This window comes from Cohnella silvisoli (assembly GCF_021190915.1).
GTDB lineage: Bacteria > Bacillota > Bacilli > Paenibacillales > Paenibacillaceae > Cohnella > Cohnella silvisoli.
Window position 1 is genome coordinate 65,106 of sequence record NZ_JAIOAP010000021.1, and the last position, 21,576, is coordinate 86,681.

Consider the following 21,576-nt stretch of genomic DNA (forward strand, 5'->3'; position numbering starts at 1 on the left):
CACATAATTGAAGAAAGAAGACAAATAGCGGAGGCTTCTATTATGTTGTTTACGATTCTACTTGTCGACGACCAACCGATTGAAATTGAAACGATCCGCCTGCTCATTGAGCGCAACGGACTCCCGCTTCGTGTGGCAGATGCCAAGAATGGCGAGGACGCGCTGCGCTACTTGGAGAAGAATCAGGTAGATATATTATTTACGGATATTCGTATGCCTTTTATGGATGGACTTGCTCTGTCGCGTCGGGCCTTGGAGCTTCATGAAGATCTGAAGGTCATCATCTACAGCGCATATGGCGAATTCGACTACGCCAAACAGGCGATTCAACTGCGGGTATTCGATTATACCCTGAAGCCAATTAATGTAAACCAATTCCTAAAGCTCATGCACAAAGTCATCGCCGAATGCGAGCAAGACCGGCTGGAGCGGGAGAGACAGGCTTATTGGGCAGCCTTGGAGAAGAAAACGTTACAGCCGTTCCAGCTTCAACTGCAGCATGCTCATTCCTTCGCTACATTCGAGGAAGGCGACGAAACGAACCGAAAGGTGATCGATGAGGTCGTTCAACATGTACGAGCGAATTACGGCGCAGAATTGAATGTCGAGTTTTTAGCTCAGAAGGTATTCCTTTCCCCGAGCTACCTTAGTGCGCTTTTCAAAAAAAAGACGGGAAAAAGCCTGAACAAATTCATTACGGAAACGCGACTGGATATCGCGAAATCGCTGCTTCTCAATACGAATATGAAGATCGTCGATATCAGCTCGGCTGTTGGTTACGCCAACCCCTCCTATTTGACGCTCTTGTTCAAATCAAGCAGCGGGCTTACGCCTGCGCAATTCCGGGAAAGAGGTGGTGCTGAACGATGATCGTTTCCTTTTTCCGCAACATGCGCTTTGGCAGGAAGCTGATCATTTCCTACTTGATCATTGCTATTATCCCTTTGTGCGTGCTCGGCGCGTATGCTTACAACAACGCTGTCCATAGTCAAAGAAACCAGCTTTCCTCCAACATGCTGAATATGGCGGAGCGCATCGCGACAGAGTTTCAGTACCGGCTGGACCGGCAAATCAATCCGATCAAGTCGATTGTCTATAATCCCAACGTCATTCAAGCCGTCCAAACCTCCGAGTTTTCCTATGAGCAACTGAACCAAGTGAACGATTTTTTGGAGCCATTTATTCGAAATTATATTTATTACGGCAATGATATTAAAAAAATGGTTATCTACTCGGAATACAGCAAGGAAGCTTTCGGGGATTATATATTGCCTGCAGCCAGGGTGTCTAAAGAATATTGGTATCTACAAACACGCACGACGACAGGTACGCAATTCTGGTATGAACATGAGAACGAAATTTTATTCGCTACTCACGAAATTTATGATGTTTTCAAAAGCAAGCCGATTGGCGTACTCTATGTAAGGCTCAATTCAGAGAAAATCATTGAAGAGGTATTGAAACAGGATCTCGCGGGGAATGGCTTTCTGATGATCAGCGACGGCAAGCATCCTCTCTTCTATGTCGGAAGCGAATCCAATCCGGAAGTGCCCGAAAGCGCCGCTCCGAACGAAGTGCGTTTGGCGCTGATCAACGGGAAGCGCCATATGCTTACGCAATTGCCGCTTCGGAACACACAGTGGACGCTTCATTACGGAGTGTCGACGGAAAATATTGAGAAAAGCACGCGGAGTATTCTGGGCGTTACGCTGTTTGTCATCCTGATTTGCTTTGCGGTTATTACGTTGTTTGCAGCTTTGTTCTTCCGAACGCTAGTCAGCGGGCTCAAAAAGCTCTATAACAAAATGAATCTGGTCGAGAAGACCCAGGATTTCACCCACGTCATCTCATCCCGGTCGAAGGATGAGGTCGGCCAATTAACGAACCGCTTCGGGCAACTGATCAGCCAAATCAACAACCTGATCGCCGAAGTTTACGAGAGGCGCATTGCCCAGAAAGAAGCCGAGTTCAAAGCGCTGCAGGCGCAAATCCATCCCCATTTTTTGTACAATACGCTCTCCGTCATTAACGCCAAAGCGATTCAGGGCGACCTGCCGGAAATTAGCGACCTCGTACAGCATTTATCCAATTTTTACCGGACATCGTTGAACAACGGAAAGAATACAATCGTGATCCGGGATGAGCTGATGAATGCCAAGGCGTATATCGAAATCCAGTTATCGCGCCGTCAGCGCAGCTTCACGGTAGACTACTACATCAACGAAGAACTTGTCCACTACCACACGATAAATTTGACGATCCAGCCTATTGTTGAAAATGCGATTGAACATGGGCTCGATATGAAACGGGAAGGAAATGGGCACCTGCGGCTAAGCCTCTATGAAGAAAATGACATCCTGGTCTTCGCCGTCGAAGACAACGGACCGGGCATCCCGAATGACAAGCTGGAGAACGTGCTTAGCGAGCAATCGAACGGATTCGGACTGCAAAATGTGCATAACCGCATCCGCTCGTTTTTCGGCGAGCCTTATGGGGTGAATATCACCAACCACGATCAAAAAGGCACAACCGTCACCCTTCGTATTCCCAAAGCAATATTGATATCCAATAATTAGCCATTTCCAAACTTCAAGCGAATTACTTCCTTACTGTAAGGCTTCTCCGGGAGCAACTTTGCGTTGTCCCCCCGGTTTTGCGGCCGCAGGCAAGATAACCGGAACCGCCTCCCCCGCTTCGGCCATTCTCCGGATCAGTCGGATTCTCATCGTTTCCGCTACGGCTGCGTGCGATTCCATTCCGATTAAATTCGTCATTTCGTAAGGATCCGATTGAAGGTCAAACAACGAGGTTTCCGTATAACAGTCCGAGGCGGAGTCGGCGACCGGATTTTTACCCAAAGCCGTTACGCCGTATTTCCAACGTTGCGTCCGCACCGCCCGGCCGACCTCGGTTTCGCTTATCTGAATGAAAGCTTCTTCCGGCCACGAACTATTTCTTCCCGCGAGCAGCGGCATAATCGATCTGCCCTGCATCCGTTCCGGCACCGGAATGCCGGCCGCATCCAGAAGCGTTGGAGGCAGATCGATCAAGCTGACCAGCTCCCGAACCTGACGTCCGCCGGAAAATCCCGGACCGGTAATCATCGTAGGAACGCGTATGGAAGCGTCATGAAGAGAACGCTTGTACTCGGCATTGCGAGTTTTGAAATGACAGCCATGATCCGACGTAAACAGAACGATCGTATCGTCTTGCAAACCAAGTGACTTGAGCGCATCCATCAACCGGCCGAACGCTTCGTCCAGCCGTTTGACCATCCCATAATAGCCTGGGACGTGTTGATAGGCGGACCCTCCGAGTGCGGCCAGATCCGGCGGCAGCCATCCTCCGGTGTACCGTTCCCTATAACCGTCCGGCGCCGGATAATCGTCAAGGTGGTTCTGATGATGCGGCTCGAGATAGGACAGGAACAAGTAGAAGGGATTATCTTGATGCCCGTCGATATAGCGGATTGCCGCATCCGTAATGGCATCGACCCGATATCCCGGCAGCTTTACCGGTTCGTTATCGTTGTTGTACATCACGGCATTGTAAGCATCCGATGAGAATTCCAAAACGTTGGAAGCGAGCCAATACTCGTAGCCGCCCCGGTATTTCTCGGTAACAGGCTCCTCAGGCGCCAAATGCCATTTGCCGATATAACCGGTTTCATATCCAGCCTCTTTAAAGGAATGAGCGAGAGTCGGAACATTCTCGGGCAAATGGACGCCATTGACGAAACATCCCGTCGTCGTAGCGTATAAACCGGTCTGAAGGCAAGATCTGGCCGGCCCGCATACCGGCTGGCACGTAAACGAATGGGTAAGATGCGTTCCCCTGAGCGCCTCGCGATCGAAATTCGGCATCAACCCCATCGGATTGCCGTGCAGTCCCGAAGTGTCCCATCGTTGTTGGTCCGTAAAGAACACGATTACATTAGGTTGTTTCGCCATAACTCAATCCTCCTTCAATTGTATGCTTTACTCTTTGACTCCTCCAGCAGTTAGCCCCTCTACCATATAGCGTTGAAGGAACAGAAACGCGACTAGCAGCGGAAGAGTTGCCGTTACGGCTGCCGCGGTCGCTCCGGACCAATTATAGGAATACTCTCCGAGGAACGTGAGCGACAGGCCTGGGCTCAGCGTTCTCTTGTCGAGGTCGCTAACGAGCGTCAAACCGAACAAAAAGTCATCCCACGCGATCAGAAACGTATAGATGGCGATTGCCATAATGCCGGGCTTCGAGAGAGGCACAATGACGGTAAACAAAGTGCGGAACCGGGAAGCACCGTCGATTTCCGCGGCTTCCTCCAATTCTCTCGAGATGCTGTTGAAGAAGGTGCGCATGAGCATCACGCTAAACGGAAGCGCCGTCGAAGCTGCGGCAAGAATCAGAACAAACAGAGTGTTCAGCAAATTCATTTTCTGATATTGGGAGAACAAACCGATGACCAAAGTAACCGTAGGAAACATCTGCGCCGACAAAAGCAACAGCGTAATCATATTGCTTCCCTTAAACCGGAAGCGAGAAAGAGCATACCCGGCGAAGATCGATACGAAGATGCACATTACCGTTGCTCCCGACGCGACAAGGAAAGTGTTTTTATAAAAAGTCAGAAATACGGAAGAACTTAAAATATCCATATAGCTCCCTAAATTGAGCTGTACGGGCAACCATTTAGGAGGAAGCTTCATCAGCTCGCTATTGCTTTGGAGCGAGGTAACGAACATCCAATAAACGGGAAACAGAAAACCGGACAGCAACAAGAACAACAAGATATAAGTCAGGCCTTCTTTTTGAAAAAGCATTCTTTTCGCTGTATTCATTACGCTCGTCTCCTAATGCTCCGAATTTCTATTCATATAACGCGTAAATAACACAGAGAAAACGAACAGAAGGGCGAGCCAAATGACTCCGATGGCCGAACCTTTCCCAAGCTCGTATTTCGAGAAAGCCGTTTCGTAAGTCAGGATAGCAAGCGATGACGTCGAACCGGCCGGACCTCCGTTTGTCAACGTAAAGAACAAGGTGAACATTTGGAAGTTGTTAACGATCATAATCAAGGTGACGCTTGAAATGACCGGCTTGAGCAAGGGCAGCGTCACATGGAGAAACAGTTTCCAACCGCTTGCTCCATCGATTTTGGCTGCTTCATACAAACTGGCCGATATGTTCTGAAGACCGGCCAACAGCATGACGCATACGAGAGGCGTCTGTCTGAACACGGCAACGACGATTATGGCAGCCAATGCCCAATCCATGCTTTGAAGCCAGCTGATATTCGTATCCATAATGCCGAGGCTGGTCAGCATATAGTTCAACACCCCGTAATCCGGCTGGTAAATCCATAAGAATATGAGCGCGGTAACGATAGTGGGAATAGCCCATGGGATCATGAATATGCTACGCAGAAACCGGCGCATCCGGATATTTCGATTCAGAAGAACGGCCATAAGAAGACCTAATAGCAGATCAATGACTACGGTCGTCCCGACGTACGTTAATGTAATCTTGAGGGAATGGTAAAACTCGGACGATCGCAGCAATTCGATATAGTTCCCAAAGCTGTTCCATGAACGATCCGGCGACATTAATGAATAATCGGAAAAGCTCAGGGATATGGCGCTTATAAGCGGGCTAATGATGGTCAGCATCATAATGATGAAAACCGGCAGGAGCAATACGGCCGCAAAGATCATATTTTTTTGTTGTCTGCTTAATCGGAATGACATATCCTTCACCCCATCCATTGTTTGTTTCTTTATAAGGGAAAGGACAGCCTCAACGGACTGCCCCCTCCTTGCAACCATCCGACTGTTATTGATTGTACAGTTCTTTGATCTTAGGCATCACTAATGTAATCGCTTCTTCCGCGCTTTTGTTGGCGTCAGTCGTAATCACGATCATGTCCGATGCTTGTTTCATGGCGTTATCGAACTTGGGATTGGAAGCCGGCAACGGAGAAGCCGTCTTCATTTGCTCGTTGAACACGTTAGCGTACTCATCCTCGTTCATTTCCGGCAGCGAGGATACGGATTTAAGCGAAGACATGACGCCGTTCAACCGATGATAGATCAGCATGGCATCCTTGGATACGAGGTATGTCACGAATTTGGCTGCCGCTTCCTTGTTTTTTCCGCCTTCGGTAATGATCAATTGATGCTCCGTGAATACCGTTTCGCTTCGGCCTGTTTTACCCGCGGGTACGACTGTAACTCCCCACTCTTTATCGAAGGCTTCTCCCTTGCCGCTCATCTTCCGGAAATTCGTTCGCCCGAAATCCCCGTCGATTAACATTCCTAACGTACCGTTAGCGAACATGCCGCGTAGAGATTTCATATCCGAGCCTTTGGGAGATACCTTACTGCTTATCAGATCTTTGATATGGTTGAGCGTATCCCCAAGCGCAGTTCCTTGATCCCATACGATGGTGCCTTTCTCATCGATGAACTTGCCGCCGTACGTCAGAGTTGCCCTCAGCAGCATGTTGCCCGTATACGAATCCGTCGCCGCGTTTTCTCCTATTCCATATATCGGATTACCAGCTTCGTCTTTGCCGAGCGCCGCGATTTTCTTGGCCATCTCCGTCATTTCGTCCCATGTCGCCGGGGGTTTCTCAGGGCTTAATCCCGCTTTCTGAAACAAAGCTTTATTCCAGAACAGAGCATTCGGATGCGGCGCCCAAGGCATAGCCATTACTTTTCCGTTATACGTAACGCCTGACTTACTTCCTTCCACAATGTCACTCACAATTTCTGCCCCTACCCAATCCTCGATCGGCGCCGCGACTTTCGCTCCGACGAAAGCGGCCGTGAAGTTCTGGTTGGCCATCGATACGTCCGGAGCATTGCCGCCCGCCGAGTTAACCAGAACCTGATCCTTAAATTGCTGGAACGGTATGCCTAGGGATTTGACCTTGATATTCGGATTCTTGGCTTCGAAATCCGCAATCAGTTGATTATAAGCTTCCTTCGTACCTTCTTCGACCGAGATCCAGTTCGCGAACGTAATTTCGACCGTTTCCCCGGTTGGCGTCTCCTTCGCTGATGGAGAAGCGGAAGAAGTGCTTTGCTGGCTTGCGGAATTCGAGGGACCGGTGGTAGAGTTGCCATTCGATCCGCATGCGGCCAATATGGCGAGCAGACTGACCGCCGATATCCCTTGCGCGATTTTTTTCCACATTTTCATGCAGTGACCCATCCTTTTATCGGCTATTGTCGTCGGCAGCTTTGACTGCCTTGGTATAAGTATACGAGCACCCGATCTTCGGATTTGTCCATATATTCGGCTGATTTGCTTCTATTTTCGTTGCTTATATTCAAGCGGGGTCATTCCGGTCGTCTTCTTGAATACTTTAGTGAAATAGCTGGCATTGGGATAACCGACGAGCTCCGCAAGCGCCCCCATCTTCTCTTCCCCGGCTATAATGAGTTCCTTGGCCTTATCGATACGGATTCGCGTCAAATGATCGTTGAAGGTAATCCCGGTTTCCTTCTTGAACAGTTCGCTAAGATACGTTTTGTTTAAATGGACGTAGTCGGCCACCTGTTGAAGAGAAATATCCTCAGCAAATTGGGAATTCAGATAACGAAAGGCTTGGCGGATCGGTTCGCTGTAGGACGGACGAAGCTTCTTTGCTTCCTTCAATAGCTCGGTGACAATTCTGAGCAGCCAGTTCTTTACTTCTTCGAACGTATGAAGTCCGCTTAATTCTTCATGCAAAGTTGCCGAATTATAGCGGGCAAGCCGGTCGATCTGCTGCTCGATTTTTCGTATTTTTTGCAGGATCGTGTAAATAAGCTCCAAACAGAAAGCTTTGAAGCTACTTTCCGATGATTCTTTCGTCTGCAAATTGTTTGCCATATAGGAAAGCAAGACCTGAAGCGCCCGTTCGTAGGACTCCATCTCTACATGATAGGAGATATCGATCACAACGGGATGCCAATCCTTGCGCTGATTGTTGGAATGGACAAGCTTCAAGTCCGGAAACCATACGATATTTCGTTTGCCGTAAAACCGTTTCTGACGAAGCGCTTCTGCGGATTCCCTGAACTGTCGTTCTAATTGGGACAAATCCGGGTATGGCTCGCTAATGCCTACCGATGCCGGAACTTGAAGAAACTCCTGAAGGTTGTTCGATATCCGATGGGCATGACGAATGGATTCCTCCCGGCTCGACTTTCCGATAAGGCTGCCCGCATTGCACATGACGACAAACACATTTTCCTGGTACAGGAAGCTGCAACCGCCGCCCGTCTCATTCCGGATCGTCTCGTCCATAATATTGATTACTGCCAGATCCAGCAGCAATGGGGTCTGGATTTTGGCATGACTTAAACAATTCGGATAATCATCGAGGCTCACCGTCATCATCATCAAATGTTTGTCAGCCAGAACGATTCGGAACCCGGTCATTTTGCTGCGGAATTCATGAAGGGCTGCGGGATGGCCTCTGATCAGATCCTTAAAATAGATGGCGCGAAGAGCATATTGATTTTCATTTAGCGTGCTCTTCAGAGTATAGACTTCTTCTTTCCTCTGACGCTCCGATTCCATCCGGGTTTGGATTGTCCGAATCACTTCGCGCAGCCCGTCAACCGTCACTTCAGCCTTCAAAATATAATCGGCCGCACCCAGCTTCAACGCCTCCGACGCATATTGGAATTCATCATAAGAGCTCAAGATCAACGTCCGTATACTCGGATGCTCCGCGGAAAGATGCCTGATCAGTTCGAGACCGTTCATGATCGGCATCTTGATGTCGGTGATGACCAGATCCACCTGGTTCGCCCGGCAAAATTCCAGTGCCTCTTTTCCGTTCCCGCACGTACCCGAAACTTTGACTCCAAGATCCGTTCTGTCTACCAGCGCCTCGAACCAACGGCGAATCTGCGCTTCATCGTCGACAATCAGAATATTCATAGCTTCAATTCCTCCGGATCCATAATCGCGGGTATGCTCAGTACGACATCCGTCCCGCCTTCACTCCGTGAAATAACGGACAATTCGCCGCCCGCGCCGTAATGCAAACGAATCCGATCCCGGATGTTGCGCAGCCCCATTCCTGCGCTCTGCTCAAGGACAAGTTCCGTAATGTCTAGCTCCGTATCGGAAGGAGGAAAACCGGAGTATCCGACCCCGTCGTCGCGTATACGAAACCAAACCTTGTTATCTGATAACTCCCCTTGAATCAGGACTGTTCCTGGAGTCGGTTTCGGTTCGATGCCGTGGAAGATGGCATTCTCCACGATCGGTTGCAGCAGAAGCTTTAACGTCTTCAGATGCATGATTTGCTCGTCCACCTCAAATACGACCCGAAGATGTTCATGCTGCCGCGCTTCCTGAATCCGTATATAATTGCGCAAATTGTCCATCTCCTCCGCGATCGGAATGAACTCGCCCTTCTCCGTTAATGTTTTCTTGAGAAGCCGCACGAGCGCAACGATGATCGCATCCACCTTCTCCGGCGGGTCAATCATGAGCATGGATCGTATAGAGGCCAGCGTATTATAAAGGAAATGGGTATTGATTTGCGATTGAAGCGCACGAAACTCCGTCTTTCGCTTCATCTCTTGTTCCGCCGAGACGCGATCGCGCAAATCCTCGATACGGGACACCATACGATTGAATTTACGGGCCAATTCGCCGATTTCGTCTTCCCCCGTCACGTCCGAACGTTCGCTGAGGTTTCCCATTTCAACCTTCTTCATGCTCGTAAACAACCGTTGGATCGGAATGGAAAGCCTTCGGGCGATGAAATAGGACACTAGGATCGAGATAGCCAACACGGATAAAAAGAGCAGGATGGTCAATCTCTCGATTTTGCCGATATCGGCATACAATTCCTTGAGAGGCGTGTAGGCGATGATCTTCCAGCCGGTTTTGCCCACTGAATCATAGGTAATCAGCATGTTGCGCTTGTTCACCTTGGTAGTGAAGTGTCCGCTTTCATCCGCTAATTTGTTCGTCCTCTCGCCAAAGCTGCTGATCGCTTGGCCTATCATTTTTTTGTCGGGTGCGGAAATAACGATGCCTTTATCGTCGATGAGGAGGACTTGTTCATAATCCTGAACCGCATTGCCGTATTGCTTGTACAAAAAGCTTTCGCTGACGCTGATCAAGAATATGCCCAGCATAGTCCCGCTCTCGAAGTCCTTCAGAATGCGGACGGCCGAGACGAAATGGTCATCGTCAACGGTGGGAATCAGCTTCGGCGACGGGTCGGATACCCATACGATTCCGCTGTTTGCCTTAACCACTTCCGCATACCACGGCTCATTCTTGATCGAATCCAGTCCGATTTTTCTTCCTTCGTAATAGGTGTGCAATTCAAACCCGTTCTTTCCGAAAAGAGTCGTATTGTAATCCATCCACGTGTAGGCATATTTGTAGTTAATCATCGTTTTGATCAAGAAGTCTTTCTTCGCATTCTCTTCATAGATTCCCAACCCTTGCGGGGGCTTCAGAAGGTCATACAGGCTGCTATTGGCAAAATATAAATTCGAGATGGCCGTCAGATCCGAAGCCATAATATTCAGCTTATCGGCTATTAATTCGAGCGTTTTTAAACTCGACGATATTTCCTTTTTACGAATGGTTTCTTTGGATACGGACATGGAAGCATAGCTGAACAAACCCAAAGGAAATATGATCAGACCTAAAAAAGAAACTAATATTTTCCGTTGAACGCTGCTTTTTTTATTGAACAACCGGTTCCACATTGCGCAACCTCCGATAATCGGTAGGGGTAAGAGAAAAACGATTTTTGAACGTCCTTGTAAAGGTATACAATGAAGAGTAACCGAGCGTGTAAGCGATCTCCGTTATGGAAGTCCGCGTATTCTCAAGCAATCGCTTTGCTTTGTCCATCCGAACCTTCGTAATATACATGATTGGCGTCATCCCCGTTTTCTCTGTGAAAACAGCAGAAAAATAAGTTCGGTTTACGCCCGCGACTTCCGACGCCTGTTGAACCGATATGCCTTCCGCTGCATGGAGATCCATGTAGTCCATACTTCGTTTTAACCAATCCGTGGACTCCTTCTCTTGAGCGTCTGTCATCTCATTGGCCAGCATCGCAAAGAGCTTGTAAAGATGACTTTGCATCTCAAGGGGCAAGGATATGGGGGGGTGAGCGTCTTTCCTCATGAGGTTCATGATCCTGTCCAACGTTCTTTGAACCGTCCGCGTCCATCCTCCCACCACGAAAGGCGTTTCCTGCCTGAAACCCGCGAGCCTCAGCATTCGTTCCGCGCCCGGACCGTCGATGACCAGCCAGCTCATCTGAGGTTCCTGCATACCGTCGATTGCACGGTAAGTATAGGTACGCATCGGAAACAAGCAGAACATATCCCCCGAGACCAATGTTATCCGCTTGTCTCCGTATTCCAAAAGCACCTTTCCTTCCCTGACAAAATGTATACTGTAGCTTTCAATTTTCTTGGGCCCCGCACAATACCCCGGCTTGGCTCTGGTCGTTCCTGCCCGAATGGGCCAGAACGCCCCCTCTTTATCCAATTGGCCCGGCGTATAGTAAAGAAACTCAGCGATTTCTTGGCCGTAATCCTTCATCTTCGTTCCTCCCTTACTTGTCGGGAATAGGCGTATCAACCAGACAAAATGATAAATCTATCATACACTATGCCATTCTCCTTCAATAGCGGTTTCTCTATAATCAAAGCAGGAGGCGATATCCATCTATGAAAAAACCGAACATTTTGCTGATCACGAGCGACCAGCAGCATTGGGATACGATCGGCGCGTTCAACAGCGAGATCCATACCCCGAATTTGGACCGACTGGTTGGCGAAGGGACAACCTTCACGAGGGCTTATTGTCCGAATCCGACCTGTACGCCAAGCCGTGCTTCCATCATAACCGGAATGTATCCCAGCCAACACGGAGCTTGGACGCTTGGAACCAAATTGCTGGAAGACCGCCATTGCGTCGGAGAAGATTTCGGCAAAGCCGGTTACAAGACTGCGTTGATCGGGAAGGCGCATTTTCAACCTTTGCGTTCGACCGAAGAGTATCCTTCCCTGGAAGCTTACCCCATCTTGCAGGATCTGGAGTTGTGGAAACAATTCGATGAGCCGTTTTACGGGTTCGACCATGTGGAGCTTGCACGCAATCATACGAACGAAGCCCATGTCGGCCAACATTACGCTTTGTGGCTGGAGGAGAAAGGCTGCACCAACTGGCGGGATTACTTCCTGCCGCCGACCGGTACGATGGATCCGACCCTAACCTATAAATGGCCGATACCCGAGCAGTTTCATTACAATACTTGGATCGCGGAACGTACGAATAACCTTCTAGAGCAGTACCGGACCGACGGGGATCACTTTTTCCTGTGGTCCAGCTTTTTTGATCCGCATCCCGAGTACTTGGTGCCTGAACCATGGGACACGATGTATGATCCTGACGATTTGACTATACCGTCGCTTGTTCCCGGAGAGCATGACAAAAATCCCCCGCATTTCGGGATGACCCAGGAGGATCATCCGGACTTCTCCCATCTGCGCGAGAGCGGTTACGGGATTCACGGGTATCGTTCCCATCGCAATTACGAATATGGCGGGAAGCCGAAGCTTACGGAATATGACAAGAAGAAGCTGGTCGCAACCTATTACGGCATGATCAGCATGATGGATCGTTATATCGGCAAAATTCTTGACAAGCTCGATGAGTTGGGGCTTGCCGACAACACGATCATCGTCTTTACAACGGATCATGGCCATTTCTTCGGCCAGCACGGTTTGCAGGCCAAAGGCGGCTTCCATTATGAGGATTTGATCAAGCTGCCGTTTATCGTTCGTTATCCTGGACACGTACCGGCCGGAAGAACATCCGAAGCGATCCAATCGTTGGTCGATCTGGCTCCCACCTTTTTGTCGCTATGCGGTATACCTGTCCCTCATGCCATGACCGGCCTCGATCAAAGCGAGGTTTGGAAAGGAACTGCGTCATCGGCCAGAGACCATGCCATCTGCGAATTTCGGCATGAAGCCACCACGATTCATCAAAAAACCTACGTCGATCACCGTTATAAAATCACGATCTATTACAATCAGACCTACGGTGAAATATTCGACTTGCAGGAAGACCCGAATGAGCTTAACAATCTTTGGGACGATCCCGCCTATGCGGAATTGAAATCCTCTCTAATGCTGAAGTATATTTGGGCCGAGCTTGGCAAGGAGTCGATGCCGATGCCGAGAATCTGGCACGCATAAGCTTGGAGAAGTCGCGCAGGTACGAAAAAATGAGAATATTACCTACACTACAATCAGGGACAACCTGCAAAAAGTACAGGTGTTTCCGCCGGACGTTGCGTTTTTAGCCGATGACCTGCAAAAAGTGCAGGTGTTTTTGATTAGCTTGAGTGATTTTAGCCGATTTGGGAAGAACGCCTGTAGCAGATACAGTTTGATTGGCGATTATCCCGGTTGCAGACAATAAAGACTGTAGTAAATACAGGTTATACTTCAGCTAGCCTTGTAAAAGAACATGTTTATTAAATGTAGCTCACGAGGAGCAAGTTTACGTCCGTATAGCGACATGATAGAACATTATTTCAAAAAGAAAGGGCAGTCCCTCAGGTCAATCCTTAGCCTGATAGGACTGCCCCTCACCATTTAAGTTTGTTACTTGTCAGTCCAGCAGCCACATCGTTCCGTCTCCGGTTTTAGTCTTAGGCTGCAAGGTAAGGTTCGCGCCATAATTCCACGAGTGCAACCATTTTCCAGATGCTTTATGCTCGATTCGGTAATAGCCATTGCCAGCATCTACTAATTTCCATTGTACATTCGGACCTGTCCATTGCGTGCCGACCAGATTCAGCTTGTTGTTTATAGCAGGATCATTATGCAAATATTTTCCGGTACTCTTATGTTTGAGGTGAAAGTACGTGCCGTCGACATTCACTTTTTCCCATGTTGATTCTACACTTTTCACGGTATTCATATAGAGGTACTCGCCGGAATAGCTAATACTGAAATAGGTGTTGTCAGAGCCAAAATCTTTCTTAATACCCACACCTGTATCAAGGTTTCCGGTTGCTTTGTCAATGATCCCCGTTGAAGTGTCAATGGAAAGCTTTGGATACCAAGTCATTATCAGATTGGTGTCGCTATTGAACTGGATTTCGTGCCAAACATACTTGCCAAAATTAAAGTGCTCACCGAAAGCTCCCGCATGCCTATCAGCCATATACAGATAGCTGGTTCCATTTGTTCCGGCAACAGGAAGAATATAATTCCCCTGACTCTCGTAGGTTGACGGACTTCCGATATTAATCAGACTCGACCAACCGCTTGCGATATTCGAAGAGTACGCATACTTGGCCTGATTATAATTCCATCCGGTGGCGCCAGAGGTCAGAAGATAATAATATCCATTCCTCTTCACCATGGCAGGAGCTTCGCGGTAGCTGCCGGGCCATAATGTCGCAACTAAAGAGTCAATGGATAAATAGTCGGATGAAAGACGATATACATTCAAATCTGCATTGCCATTCGCTGCAGAAATGAAGTAAGCCGTACCGTCATCGTCTTTGAACAATGTGGAATCGCGGGACATGTGTGTATTGAGCGGTCTAAAATGTTGAATAAAGGTATAGTTGCCGTCAATCGTCGAGCTCTCCGCAATAGCGGCATGCGCTAAGTTATAATTGTCTCCTTCTTCATAGTGCATCCACATGACATATTTTCCTGTAGAAGCATTATAGATAATTTTGGGTCTTTCAATTTTGCACCAGTTCAGATCCGGATGAGAGCTCTGCGTCAAAATGGTGCTTAGAAAATCCCAATTTTTTAGATCGGCGGAACGGTACATGTTGATTTTTTTGAATGTCCACCCCGCATCATTGTTTCTCTCCACTCCAATCCAATAATAATAATTGCCTTCCTTGATAACGCCTCCTGCATGAGCCTGAATCGGATTGCCTGACGTATCGGTCCATTGGTTCGCATTTACAACCTCCTGCTCGGCAGCCTCAGCGGGATTGCCGGTGGCTAATCCTCCAATGAGGAGAGAGAATACCAGCACGAATAAAGCGACAGTCTTCAATCCGGCATTTCGTTTTCGTATACACATCTCCAAAACCTCCTTCATGATAGCTTGCCTTTAATGAATTGCTGCTGCAATGTTTTGAAACCAATTCTCTCCTCCCGATCGGCTTTAGACGACAAGTTTCACGTTGTTGCAATGTAATTGTAACCGCTACCAATAAAACACTTTTGTCTTTTCTTCGGAACAATTAGTCATATATTCTTACATAGACGTTGATAGACAGGGAAAGAGCCGGGGTGGCACCCCGGCTAGGAGAAAATGTTACCTGTTAATAAACGAAACATGTTCTTTCACTTGACGAGTTGAAGTACAACCTGTATTTACTGCATTCATTTTTTCTGAAACCGGAATATTCGCCAATCAAGGCGCTCGGAATCGAACGGTACCGCCAGCCAAGCGGGAATGGGATAGCAAGCAGAACGGCCGAGAAATTAAGCAATATAAGGACAACCTTTAGCGGGCAAAGTTACTTAAGTTACTTCTGCGCAGGCGGCTTGGCTCTTCGCGTAGCCTGAGCTTCAAGCGGATTATCCGGCCAATAGTGCTTAGGGTATCTGCCTTTCAGATCTTTGCGCACCTCGAAATAAGTGTGGCTCCAGAAATTGGCCAAGTCTCGCGTTACTTGCACGGGACGTTGTGCCGGAGACAGCAAATACAGCGTTAGCGGCACTCGGCCGCAGGCGATCCGCGGGGATTCCGGCAGCCCGAACAGCTCTTGCAGCCGGACCGCAAGAGCCGGAGCGGCGAGATCGCTATAATCGATAGGTATTCTTGAGCCGCTCGGGACTGTCCAATGAGTCGGAGCGCTGTCCTCCAGCTCGCGTCGTTGCTCCCAGGATAATATCGACTCCAGCATATCTTTTAAGTTCAGCCGTTGCAGATCGGATTTGCTCTTCATTCCTTCTATGTAACCTGAGAGCCACTCTTCCAATGATTCGATTAGGGCGTCATCCGACAAATCCGGCCATGAGGCATCATAATGGCGAACGAACACGGCCCGCTCCTGCAGTTGACGGGCGGCTTTGGTCCAAGGCAGCAGTTCTAAGCCTTCCGTTCGGATACCCTCAAGCAGAACTTGAAGCACGCGTTCGGAAGGCGGTTTGCTTAGCGGCGTTTCATCCAGCAGCAAGGCGCCTAGCTTCTTGCGAGTTCTGCCGCGAACCGATTTCGAATCGGAATCCCAGTAAATGTTTGTTTCCACGTTCATTTCGTCTTGCAGATGCTCCGCAAGCTGATCAAATGATACCGATGCCGCCAGTCTGATCCGGCTATCGGTTCCGGCATCGTCCACATCGGCAATGACGAGCCATTGCTCATGGGAGAGAGGTTCTCCGCCGACAAAGGCCGCGCCTCTTCCGCCGCTTAGCAAATATTTGCCATTGTCTCTCCTGCGGGCGATCCGGTCCAGATAAGCAAAAGCAAGCAGCAGCCCGCATTCCTGCATATTCTGTTGCCCTTGCGCATCTTGAACGCCAAGCTCACGCTGCAACCGCTTGACTTCTTCCGACAGCCTCCGGCGTACGCCCTCATCCGTTGCGTAAGTTCCCCTGCTCCTAAGGGCCTCCACACGGATGCGAATATCGGAATTCGAAGCACTGCCCTCGAAACGAATAAAATCTCTTTCGCCTAGCAGAACGGCTAATTCGCAACCTAGACTACCCAGACCGAGAGGCATTGCCCTTAGCAGCATATGGGCAATTCTTGGATGCTTTCCGAACTCGGCCATCCGCTTGCCATGGGCCGTAATCGTCTTTCCGCTCTTGTCTAACGCCCCGAGTTGAATGAGTAAATCCTTGGCCTGCTGAAGCGCCGGAGCTGGAGGGGCGTCCAGCCAATCCAGCTCGGCAACATCATTCACTCCCCACGCAGCCAACTCTAATAAAAGCGAGGTTAAATCCGCTTCCAGGATTTCCGGAGTGCTTCGCGCCGTCATGCCTTGTTCTTCTTCCTTGCTCCACAGCCGATAACATGTGCCGGGCATCAATCGACCTGCTCGCCCTCGACGCTGGTCCGCAGATGCCTTGGACACGGTTACCGTCTCTAGCCGAGACATCCCCGTACGGGGCGAAAATCGGGACACTCTCATTAACCCGCAATCGATCACGACGGTTACGCCTTCTACGGTCAAACTAGTTTCCGCAATGGATGTGGCCAGCACGATCTTGCGCTGTCCTGCCGGCAAAGGCATTAAAGCCTGATCCTGCGATTCCGAGGTCAGACTCCCATGAAGCGGGAAGATATGAACAGAGGAATCCTGCAGCTTTCCTCTCAGCTTAGATTCTACCGCACGGATTTCACCCATTCCCGGCAAAAAAACAAGCAAATCTCCCTCATTCGAACGAAGGGCTTCTTCAATCGTAAGCGCAGCCGCATCTTCCAACCGAACGCTCGCCGCTCTCGGCCGATATACCGTCTCGACCGGATAACTGCGTCCTTCGCTCATGACGACATGCGCTCCGCCAAGCAAGCTCGCAACGGGCTGAGCCTCAAATGTCGCGCTCATGACGAGCAGCTTCAGATCTTCCCTGAGCAATGCTTGCGTTTGCAGGCAAAGCGCGAGCCCAAGATCCGCCTGCAGGCTCCGCTCATGGAACTCGTCGAAGATAACAAGGCCGATCCCTTCCAATGCGGGATCGGCTTGCAGCATTCTCGTCAATACACCTTCCGTAACGACTTCGATACGGGTTCGAGGACCCGCTTTCGTATCCATTCTCACCCGGTATCCAACTGTTTCGCCTACCGTCTCGCTGAAAGCACCCGCCATATATTTAGCAGAGCTGCGGGCGGCAAGCCGCCGGGGCTCAAGCATAATAATTTTGTTTCCTTCAAGCCACGGGGCTTCCAACAGAGCGAGCGGAACGCGCGTCGTCTTCCCGGCTCCGGGCGCCGCAATAAGGACCGCGTTACGATTCGCGGACATCGCTTGCAGTAAATCGGGCAACACCGAATCAATGGGCAGCTTAGCCATCCTATCGCTCATCTATATGCTCATCCTATCATCAGAATCTCTCGGATCTCATTCTCCGTCAAAGTAGACAGTGCCTCTTGACCCGGCTGGATCACTTCGTCGATCAAGTTCTTTTTCCTCTGTTGGAGCTCATACATCTTATCTTCCACGGTACCCTGAGTAACGAGGCGGATGACCTGCACGACGTTTTTCTGCCCCATGCGATGCGCACGGTCGGCAGCCTGCTGCTCCACGGCTGGGTTCCACCAGAGATCATAGAGAATAACGGTGTCTGCTCCGGTTAAGTTTAGTCCGGTACCTCCAGCCTTTAACGAAATGAGGAACAAGTCTTTCTCCCCTTCGTTAAACCTATTGCACAACTCCACACGCTCAGAAGCGGGAGTTTTGCCGTCCAAATAGAAAAACGATACTCCCTGATAACTTAACTCTTTTCCGATCAAGCCCAGCATTTCGGTAAACTGCGAGAAAACGAGCATCCTCTTTCCGGCGCTTCGGCATTCCTCCACGATTTCCATCAATTGCTCGAATTTAGCCGAGCTTCCTTTGTAGTCTTCGACGAACAAAGCCGGGTGGCAGCATAGCTGGCGAAGTCTAGTCAAACCTGCCAAAATTTTAATCCGGTTCTTATTAAAGCCGTCCTCGTTCAAATGCTTCAACGTTTCCTTCTGCAGCTTGGCCAAATAGGCCACGTACAGCTTCTTCTGATCCGGCAGCAGCTCGGAAGCTTGAAGCGACTCGATCTTCTCCGGCAGCTCCTTGAGCACGTCGGTTTTCAACCTGCGCAATAGAAACGGGCGGACTCTCTTGGCCACGACTTCCCGCGTCAAATCATTGAACGCCCTTCTGCCCTGGAACAATTCGGGGAACACGGCATCGAAAATGGACCACAGCTCCTCGATCGCGTTCTCCACCGGCGTTCCTGTGAGGGCAAAGCGGTAGCGGGCTTGTATTTCCTTTACCGCCTGCGCCGTCTGGGTCGCATGGTTCTTGAATGCTTGCGCCTCGTCCAAGATAAGAGTATGGAACGACGGCTCAGCGTACAGTTCGATATCTCTGCGCAACAGCGGGTAGGAGGTGATGATAACGTCCGCTCCGGATACATCCTTCAGAACGGCGCTGCGTTCCGTTTTGCCGCCGTCGGCGATGACAGCCCGAATTTCCGGCGCGAATTTCTTCAGCTCATTGTACCAATTGTACATGAGGGAAGCGGGACAGACGATTATCGCCGGCAGCTGCTGGCTTCTGATCTCGGGCAGCACGGAGACAATAAAGGCGATGCTTTGGAGCGTCTTGCCAAGCCCCATATCGTCCGCAAGAATGCCGCCGAAACGGTAGTGGGCAAGCGTCTTCAGCCATTGGAAACCATACTTCTGGTAATCCCGCAGGACGGGAGCCAGACTGTCCGGAACGGGAAAATCCAGATTGTCCGGGTTCCGCATGTTGTCCAAGAGCTGGCGGAACGATTTGCCGAGCCTTACGGCATTGCCATGCCTATCCGAATCCATCAGATGGAGCCCGCGAACGACCGGAAGACGGAACTCCGTTCCATTTCTGTCGCCTTTGCGTATGCCTATTCCATTCATCAAGCGGTTGATTTCTTCGAAATCGGTGCCTTCCAATGGCAATAATGCCCCGCTAGGCAGTTTATAATATTTGCGCTTTTCTTCCAAGGATTTCAACAAGCCGCGAATGTCCGCGTCCGGAATTCCTTCTATATTGAATTTGATTTCCAGCCAATCGGTTCGCTCATCCATTTCCACCGTTACTTTCGGCGAGGAATGTCCTCTATGGATTCTTGCTTTCACGGCGGAGGTGGCGTATACCTGGAGCAGCTTCTCCAGCTGCGGTACGACGTGGTACAGAAAGTCATACTCATCTTCTTCGTCGCCCAGAACATACCCGCTCTCCGTCTTGGCGAAGGAGGCTAGATCCATCAATTCCAGAATTCGCCCTTCCTGCTCGCCATCCCGCATGAGAATACGACTGTCTCCGCGTTTATGATCCGCGATTCCCTCCAACGGATTAATGATAATATCTCCATACTGGAATTCCAGTCCGGCAAGCAGCCGATCCCTGACCCGGTCTAAATAGAGCTTGGCCTTTAGCGGCGTCCGCACGATACGCTCGGATACGGTTTGGGCGATTTGAACGCTGCCCAGCTTCATCAGACCAGGTATCACCTTCTCCATGAATGACTCCATTTGCTCCGGCGGGATCTGAACTTGCTGCTTGCGAGAATTTTCGAGCATGTTCTTCATCTCCGAAAGGCGCTTGCACTGATCGGCTTGCACCTTAAGCAGCTTTCCTTCGAAAAGGACAACCCCGTACGGCTCCATGACAATGATTTGGTCCAAGCCTTGGACATCCAATTGGTAGCTTTCATCCCGGGCCCGGTCAAATTCGAAACGGAGGGGGATCGGTTCATCGGATATGCGAATACCCTCATATTTGGTCTTATCATGCTCAAGCTGTACCGTCGGCGCCTCCGTTAGCAAAGGAAGCAGCGTTTCCCACGCGGAAGGAGGAACGAGAATCATCCGATCGCCGCTTAGATGATGCGCATGAGCGGAATAGATGCTCGAAGTTTCGCGGTACATCTTTTCGTTATGATAAATTTGGATCAACTGCCGGATTACCGCATCGTTTTCTTTGTCAAAGCTATGCAATGCAGGGTCGTAAGTGAAGTTTTTGGAAAAAATGAAAGGTGTCCTTCGATCGACGCGGTCGAGAAACTCCCGTAATTTCTGCACGATATAGAGACGCTTGGGACCGACCTTAAGCTCAATGGCGAACATGTACTTCCGATAGCCATAAGGGAACGGACTGCAGGTGACCTCGACGTCCAAAGCCGTCCTCGTTTCGAACAAGGAACCTGTACGGCTTGGACGCGCCGGTTTATTTCCGAACAACTCCAGCATTCCATTCGTCAATCCGATATCACCGGCCGAAATTCCCGAGAAACTCGCAGTCGAAACGGCAAAATGCGGCATCATATGCCCTGACCCGTCAGAGGAACCTTCATCCGGCAACAGCTTCGAACCATACGAACGAACCGGCGATCTGCCCGCGTTCTGCAGATCATGGATATTCAGCAGAACTGCGGCGATATGCTTGCAATGCTTGCTGCTGGTATATAACGCAGGACATGTGCAAGTCGCGCTCACATCCCCGTTGTCGTCGATATCGACGTTAACTTGATAATTGATGTTTCCTTTGACAGTTGCTTCATATATTAAATTTTCGGGATCGTAGTTTTCAATCGTCACTTTTTTGGCGCGGTAGTAGGTTTCTCCTCTCTCGTAGGAGAACGGGCCGCACAGTAATTTAATGACCCGTTTGGTCAATTGAATGCTCATTTTCGTGCTCCTGCCTTCGGAATAAAAGATAGATGTTCAGCTATTGCCGTATCTCTTATGATAACAGAATTAAGTAGAAACGCTTAATACCATACTTTTTGTTAGTCGAAAAAACTTTTTGTTTTAATTTCGTTTTCCGCTATGATACGATACGAATGATTCAAGTTTGTATGGCGGGAGGAA

The 21,576-nt window shown here is 49.6% G+C and carries 13 protein-coding genes; 3 read left to right on the forward strand and 10 right to left on the reverse strand.

The window, feature by feature from the left end:
* Positions 1 to 42: 42 nt before the first annotated feature.
* Together K7P76_RS29165 and K7P76_RS29170 are read left to right on the forward strand one after the other, a co-directional pair.
* Complete coding sequence (locus K7P76_RS29165) at positions 43 to 870, forward strand: response regulator transcription factor (RefSeq protein WP_232189606.1); 828 nt, start codon at positions 43 to 45, stop codon at positions 868 to 870.
* Entirely contained in the window at positions 867 to 2,576 is a 1,710-nt protein-coding gene (locus K7P76_RS29170; RefSeq protein ID WP_232189607.1) for a cache domain-containing sensor histidine kinase, read from the forward strand. The genes K7P76_RS29165 and K7P76_RS29170 overlap by 4 nt, the downstream gene beginning before the upstream one ends.
* A 30-nt stretch (positions 2,577 to 2,606) precedes the next feature.
* Here the strand turns inward: K7P76_RS29170 and K7P76_RS29175 are convergent, their stop codons facing one another.
* The 7 genes from K7P76_RS29175 to K7P76_RS29205 form a co-directional block, all read right to left on the reverse strand.
* The gene (locus K7P76_RS29175) at positions 2,607 to 3,950 is read right to left on the reverse strand and encodes a sulfatase family protein (RefSeq protein ID WP_232189608.1); all 1,344 of its coding nucleotides are present in this window, start codon (positions 3,948 to 3,950) and stop codon (positions 2,607 to 2,609) included.
* Between the two features lie 27 nt (positions 3,951 to 3,977).
* Positions 3,978 to 4,823 (reverse strand): carbohydrate ABC transporter permease, encoded by an 846-nt coding sequence (locus K7P76_RS29180; RefSeq protein WP_232189609.1) that lies wholly within the window; start codon positions 4,821 to 4,823, stop codon positions 3,978 to 3,980.
* Between the two features lie 12 nt (positions 4,824 to 4,835).
* Complete coding sequence (locus K7P76_RS29185; RefSeq protein WP_232189612.1) at positions 4,836 to 5,729, reverse strand: carbohydrate ABC transporter permease; 894 nt, start codon at positions 5,727 to 5,729, stop codon at positions 4,836 to 4,838.
* 85 nt (positions 5,730 to 5,814) lie between these two features.
* Positions 5,815 to 7,185 (reverse strand): extracellular solute-binding protein, encoded by a 1,371-nt coding sequence (locus K7P76_RS29190; RefSeq protein ID WP_232189614.1) that lies wholly within the window; start codon positions 7,183 to 7,185, stop codon positions 5,815 to 5,817.
* 111 nt (positions 7,186 to 7,296) lie between these two features.
* Positions 7,297 to 8,919, reverse strand: coding sequence for a response regulator (locus K7P76_RS29195; protein ID WP_232189615.1), 1,623 nt, complete (start codon positions 8,917 to 8,919; stop codon positions 7,297 to 7,299).
* Complete coding sequence (locus tag K7P76_RS29200; protein ID WP_232189616.1) at positions 8,916 to 10,718, reverse strand: cache domain-containing sensor histidine kinase; 1,803 nt, start codon at positions 10,716 to 10,718, stop codon at positions 8,916 to 8,918. The genes K7P76_RS29195 and K7P76_RS29200 overlap by 4 nt, the downstream gene beginning before the upstream one ends.
* The gene (locus K7P76_RS29205) at positions 10,696 to 11,568 is read right to left on the reverse strand and encodes an AraC family transcriptional regulator (protein ID WP_232189618.1); all 873 of its coding nucleotides are present in this window, start codon (positions 11,566 to 11,568) and stop codon (positions 10,696 to 10,698) included. The genes K7P76_RS29200 and K7P76_RS29205 overlap by 23 nt, the downstream gene beginning before the upstream one ends.
* Before the next feature lie 128 nt (positions 11,569 to 11,696).
* On the opposite strand from K7P76_RS29205, the gene K7P76_RS29210 reads away from it, so the two are divergent.
* Entirely contained in the window at positions 11,697 to 13,232 is a 1,536-nt protein-coding gene (locus K7P76_RS29210) for a sulfatase family protein (protein ID WP_232189619.1), read from the forward strand.
* A 418-nt stretch (positions 13,233 to 13,650) separates the two neighbouring features.
* Here K7P76_RS29210 and K7P76_RS29215 read toward each other — a convergent pair whose 3' ends face one another.
* The 3 genes from K7P76_RS29215 to K7P76_RS29225 all read right to left on the reverse strand — a co-directional run bounded on the left by K7P76_RS29215 (position 13,651) and on the right by K7P76_RS29225 (position 21,393).
* Positions 13,651 to 15,093: a family 43 glycosylhydrolase gene (locus tag K7P76_RS29215; protein ID WP_232189621.1), complete on the reverse strand. Its 1,443-nt coding sequence runs from the start codon at positions 15,091 to 15,093 to the stop codon at positions 13,651 to 13,653.
* A 451-nt stretch (positions 15,094 to 15,544) separates the two neighbouring features.
* The gene (gene hrpB, locus K7P76_RS29220; protein WP_232189622.1) at positions 15,545 to 18,049 is read right to left on the reverse strand and encodes an ATP-dependent helicase HrpB; all 2,505 of its coding nucleotides are present in this window, start codon (positions 18,047 to 18,049) and stop codon (positions 15,545 to 15,547) included.
* A gap of 8 nt (positions 18,050 to 18,057) precedes the next feature.
* Positions 18,058 to 21,393 (reverse strand): DEAD/DEAH box helicase, encoded by a 3,336-nt coding sequence (locus K7P76_RS29225; RefSeq protein ID WP_232189623.1) that lies wholly within the window; start codon positions 21,391 to 21,393, stop codon positions 18,058 to 18,060.
* Positions 21,394 to 21,576 lie beyond the last annotated feature (183 nt).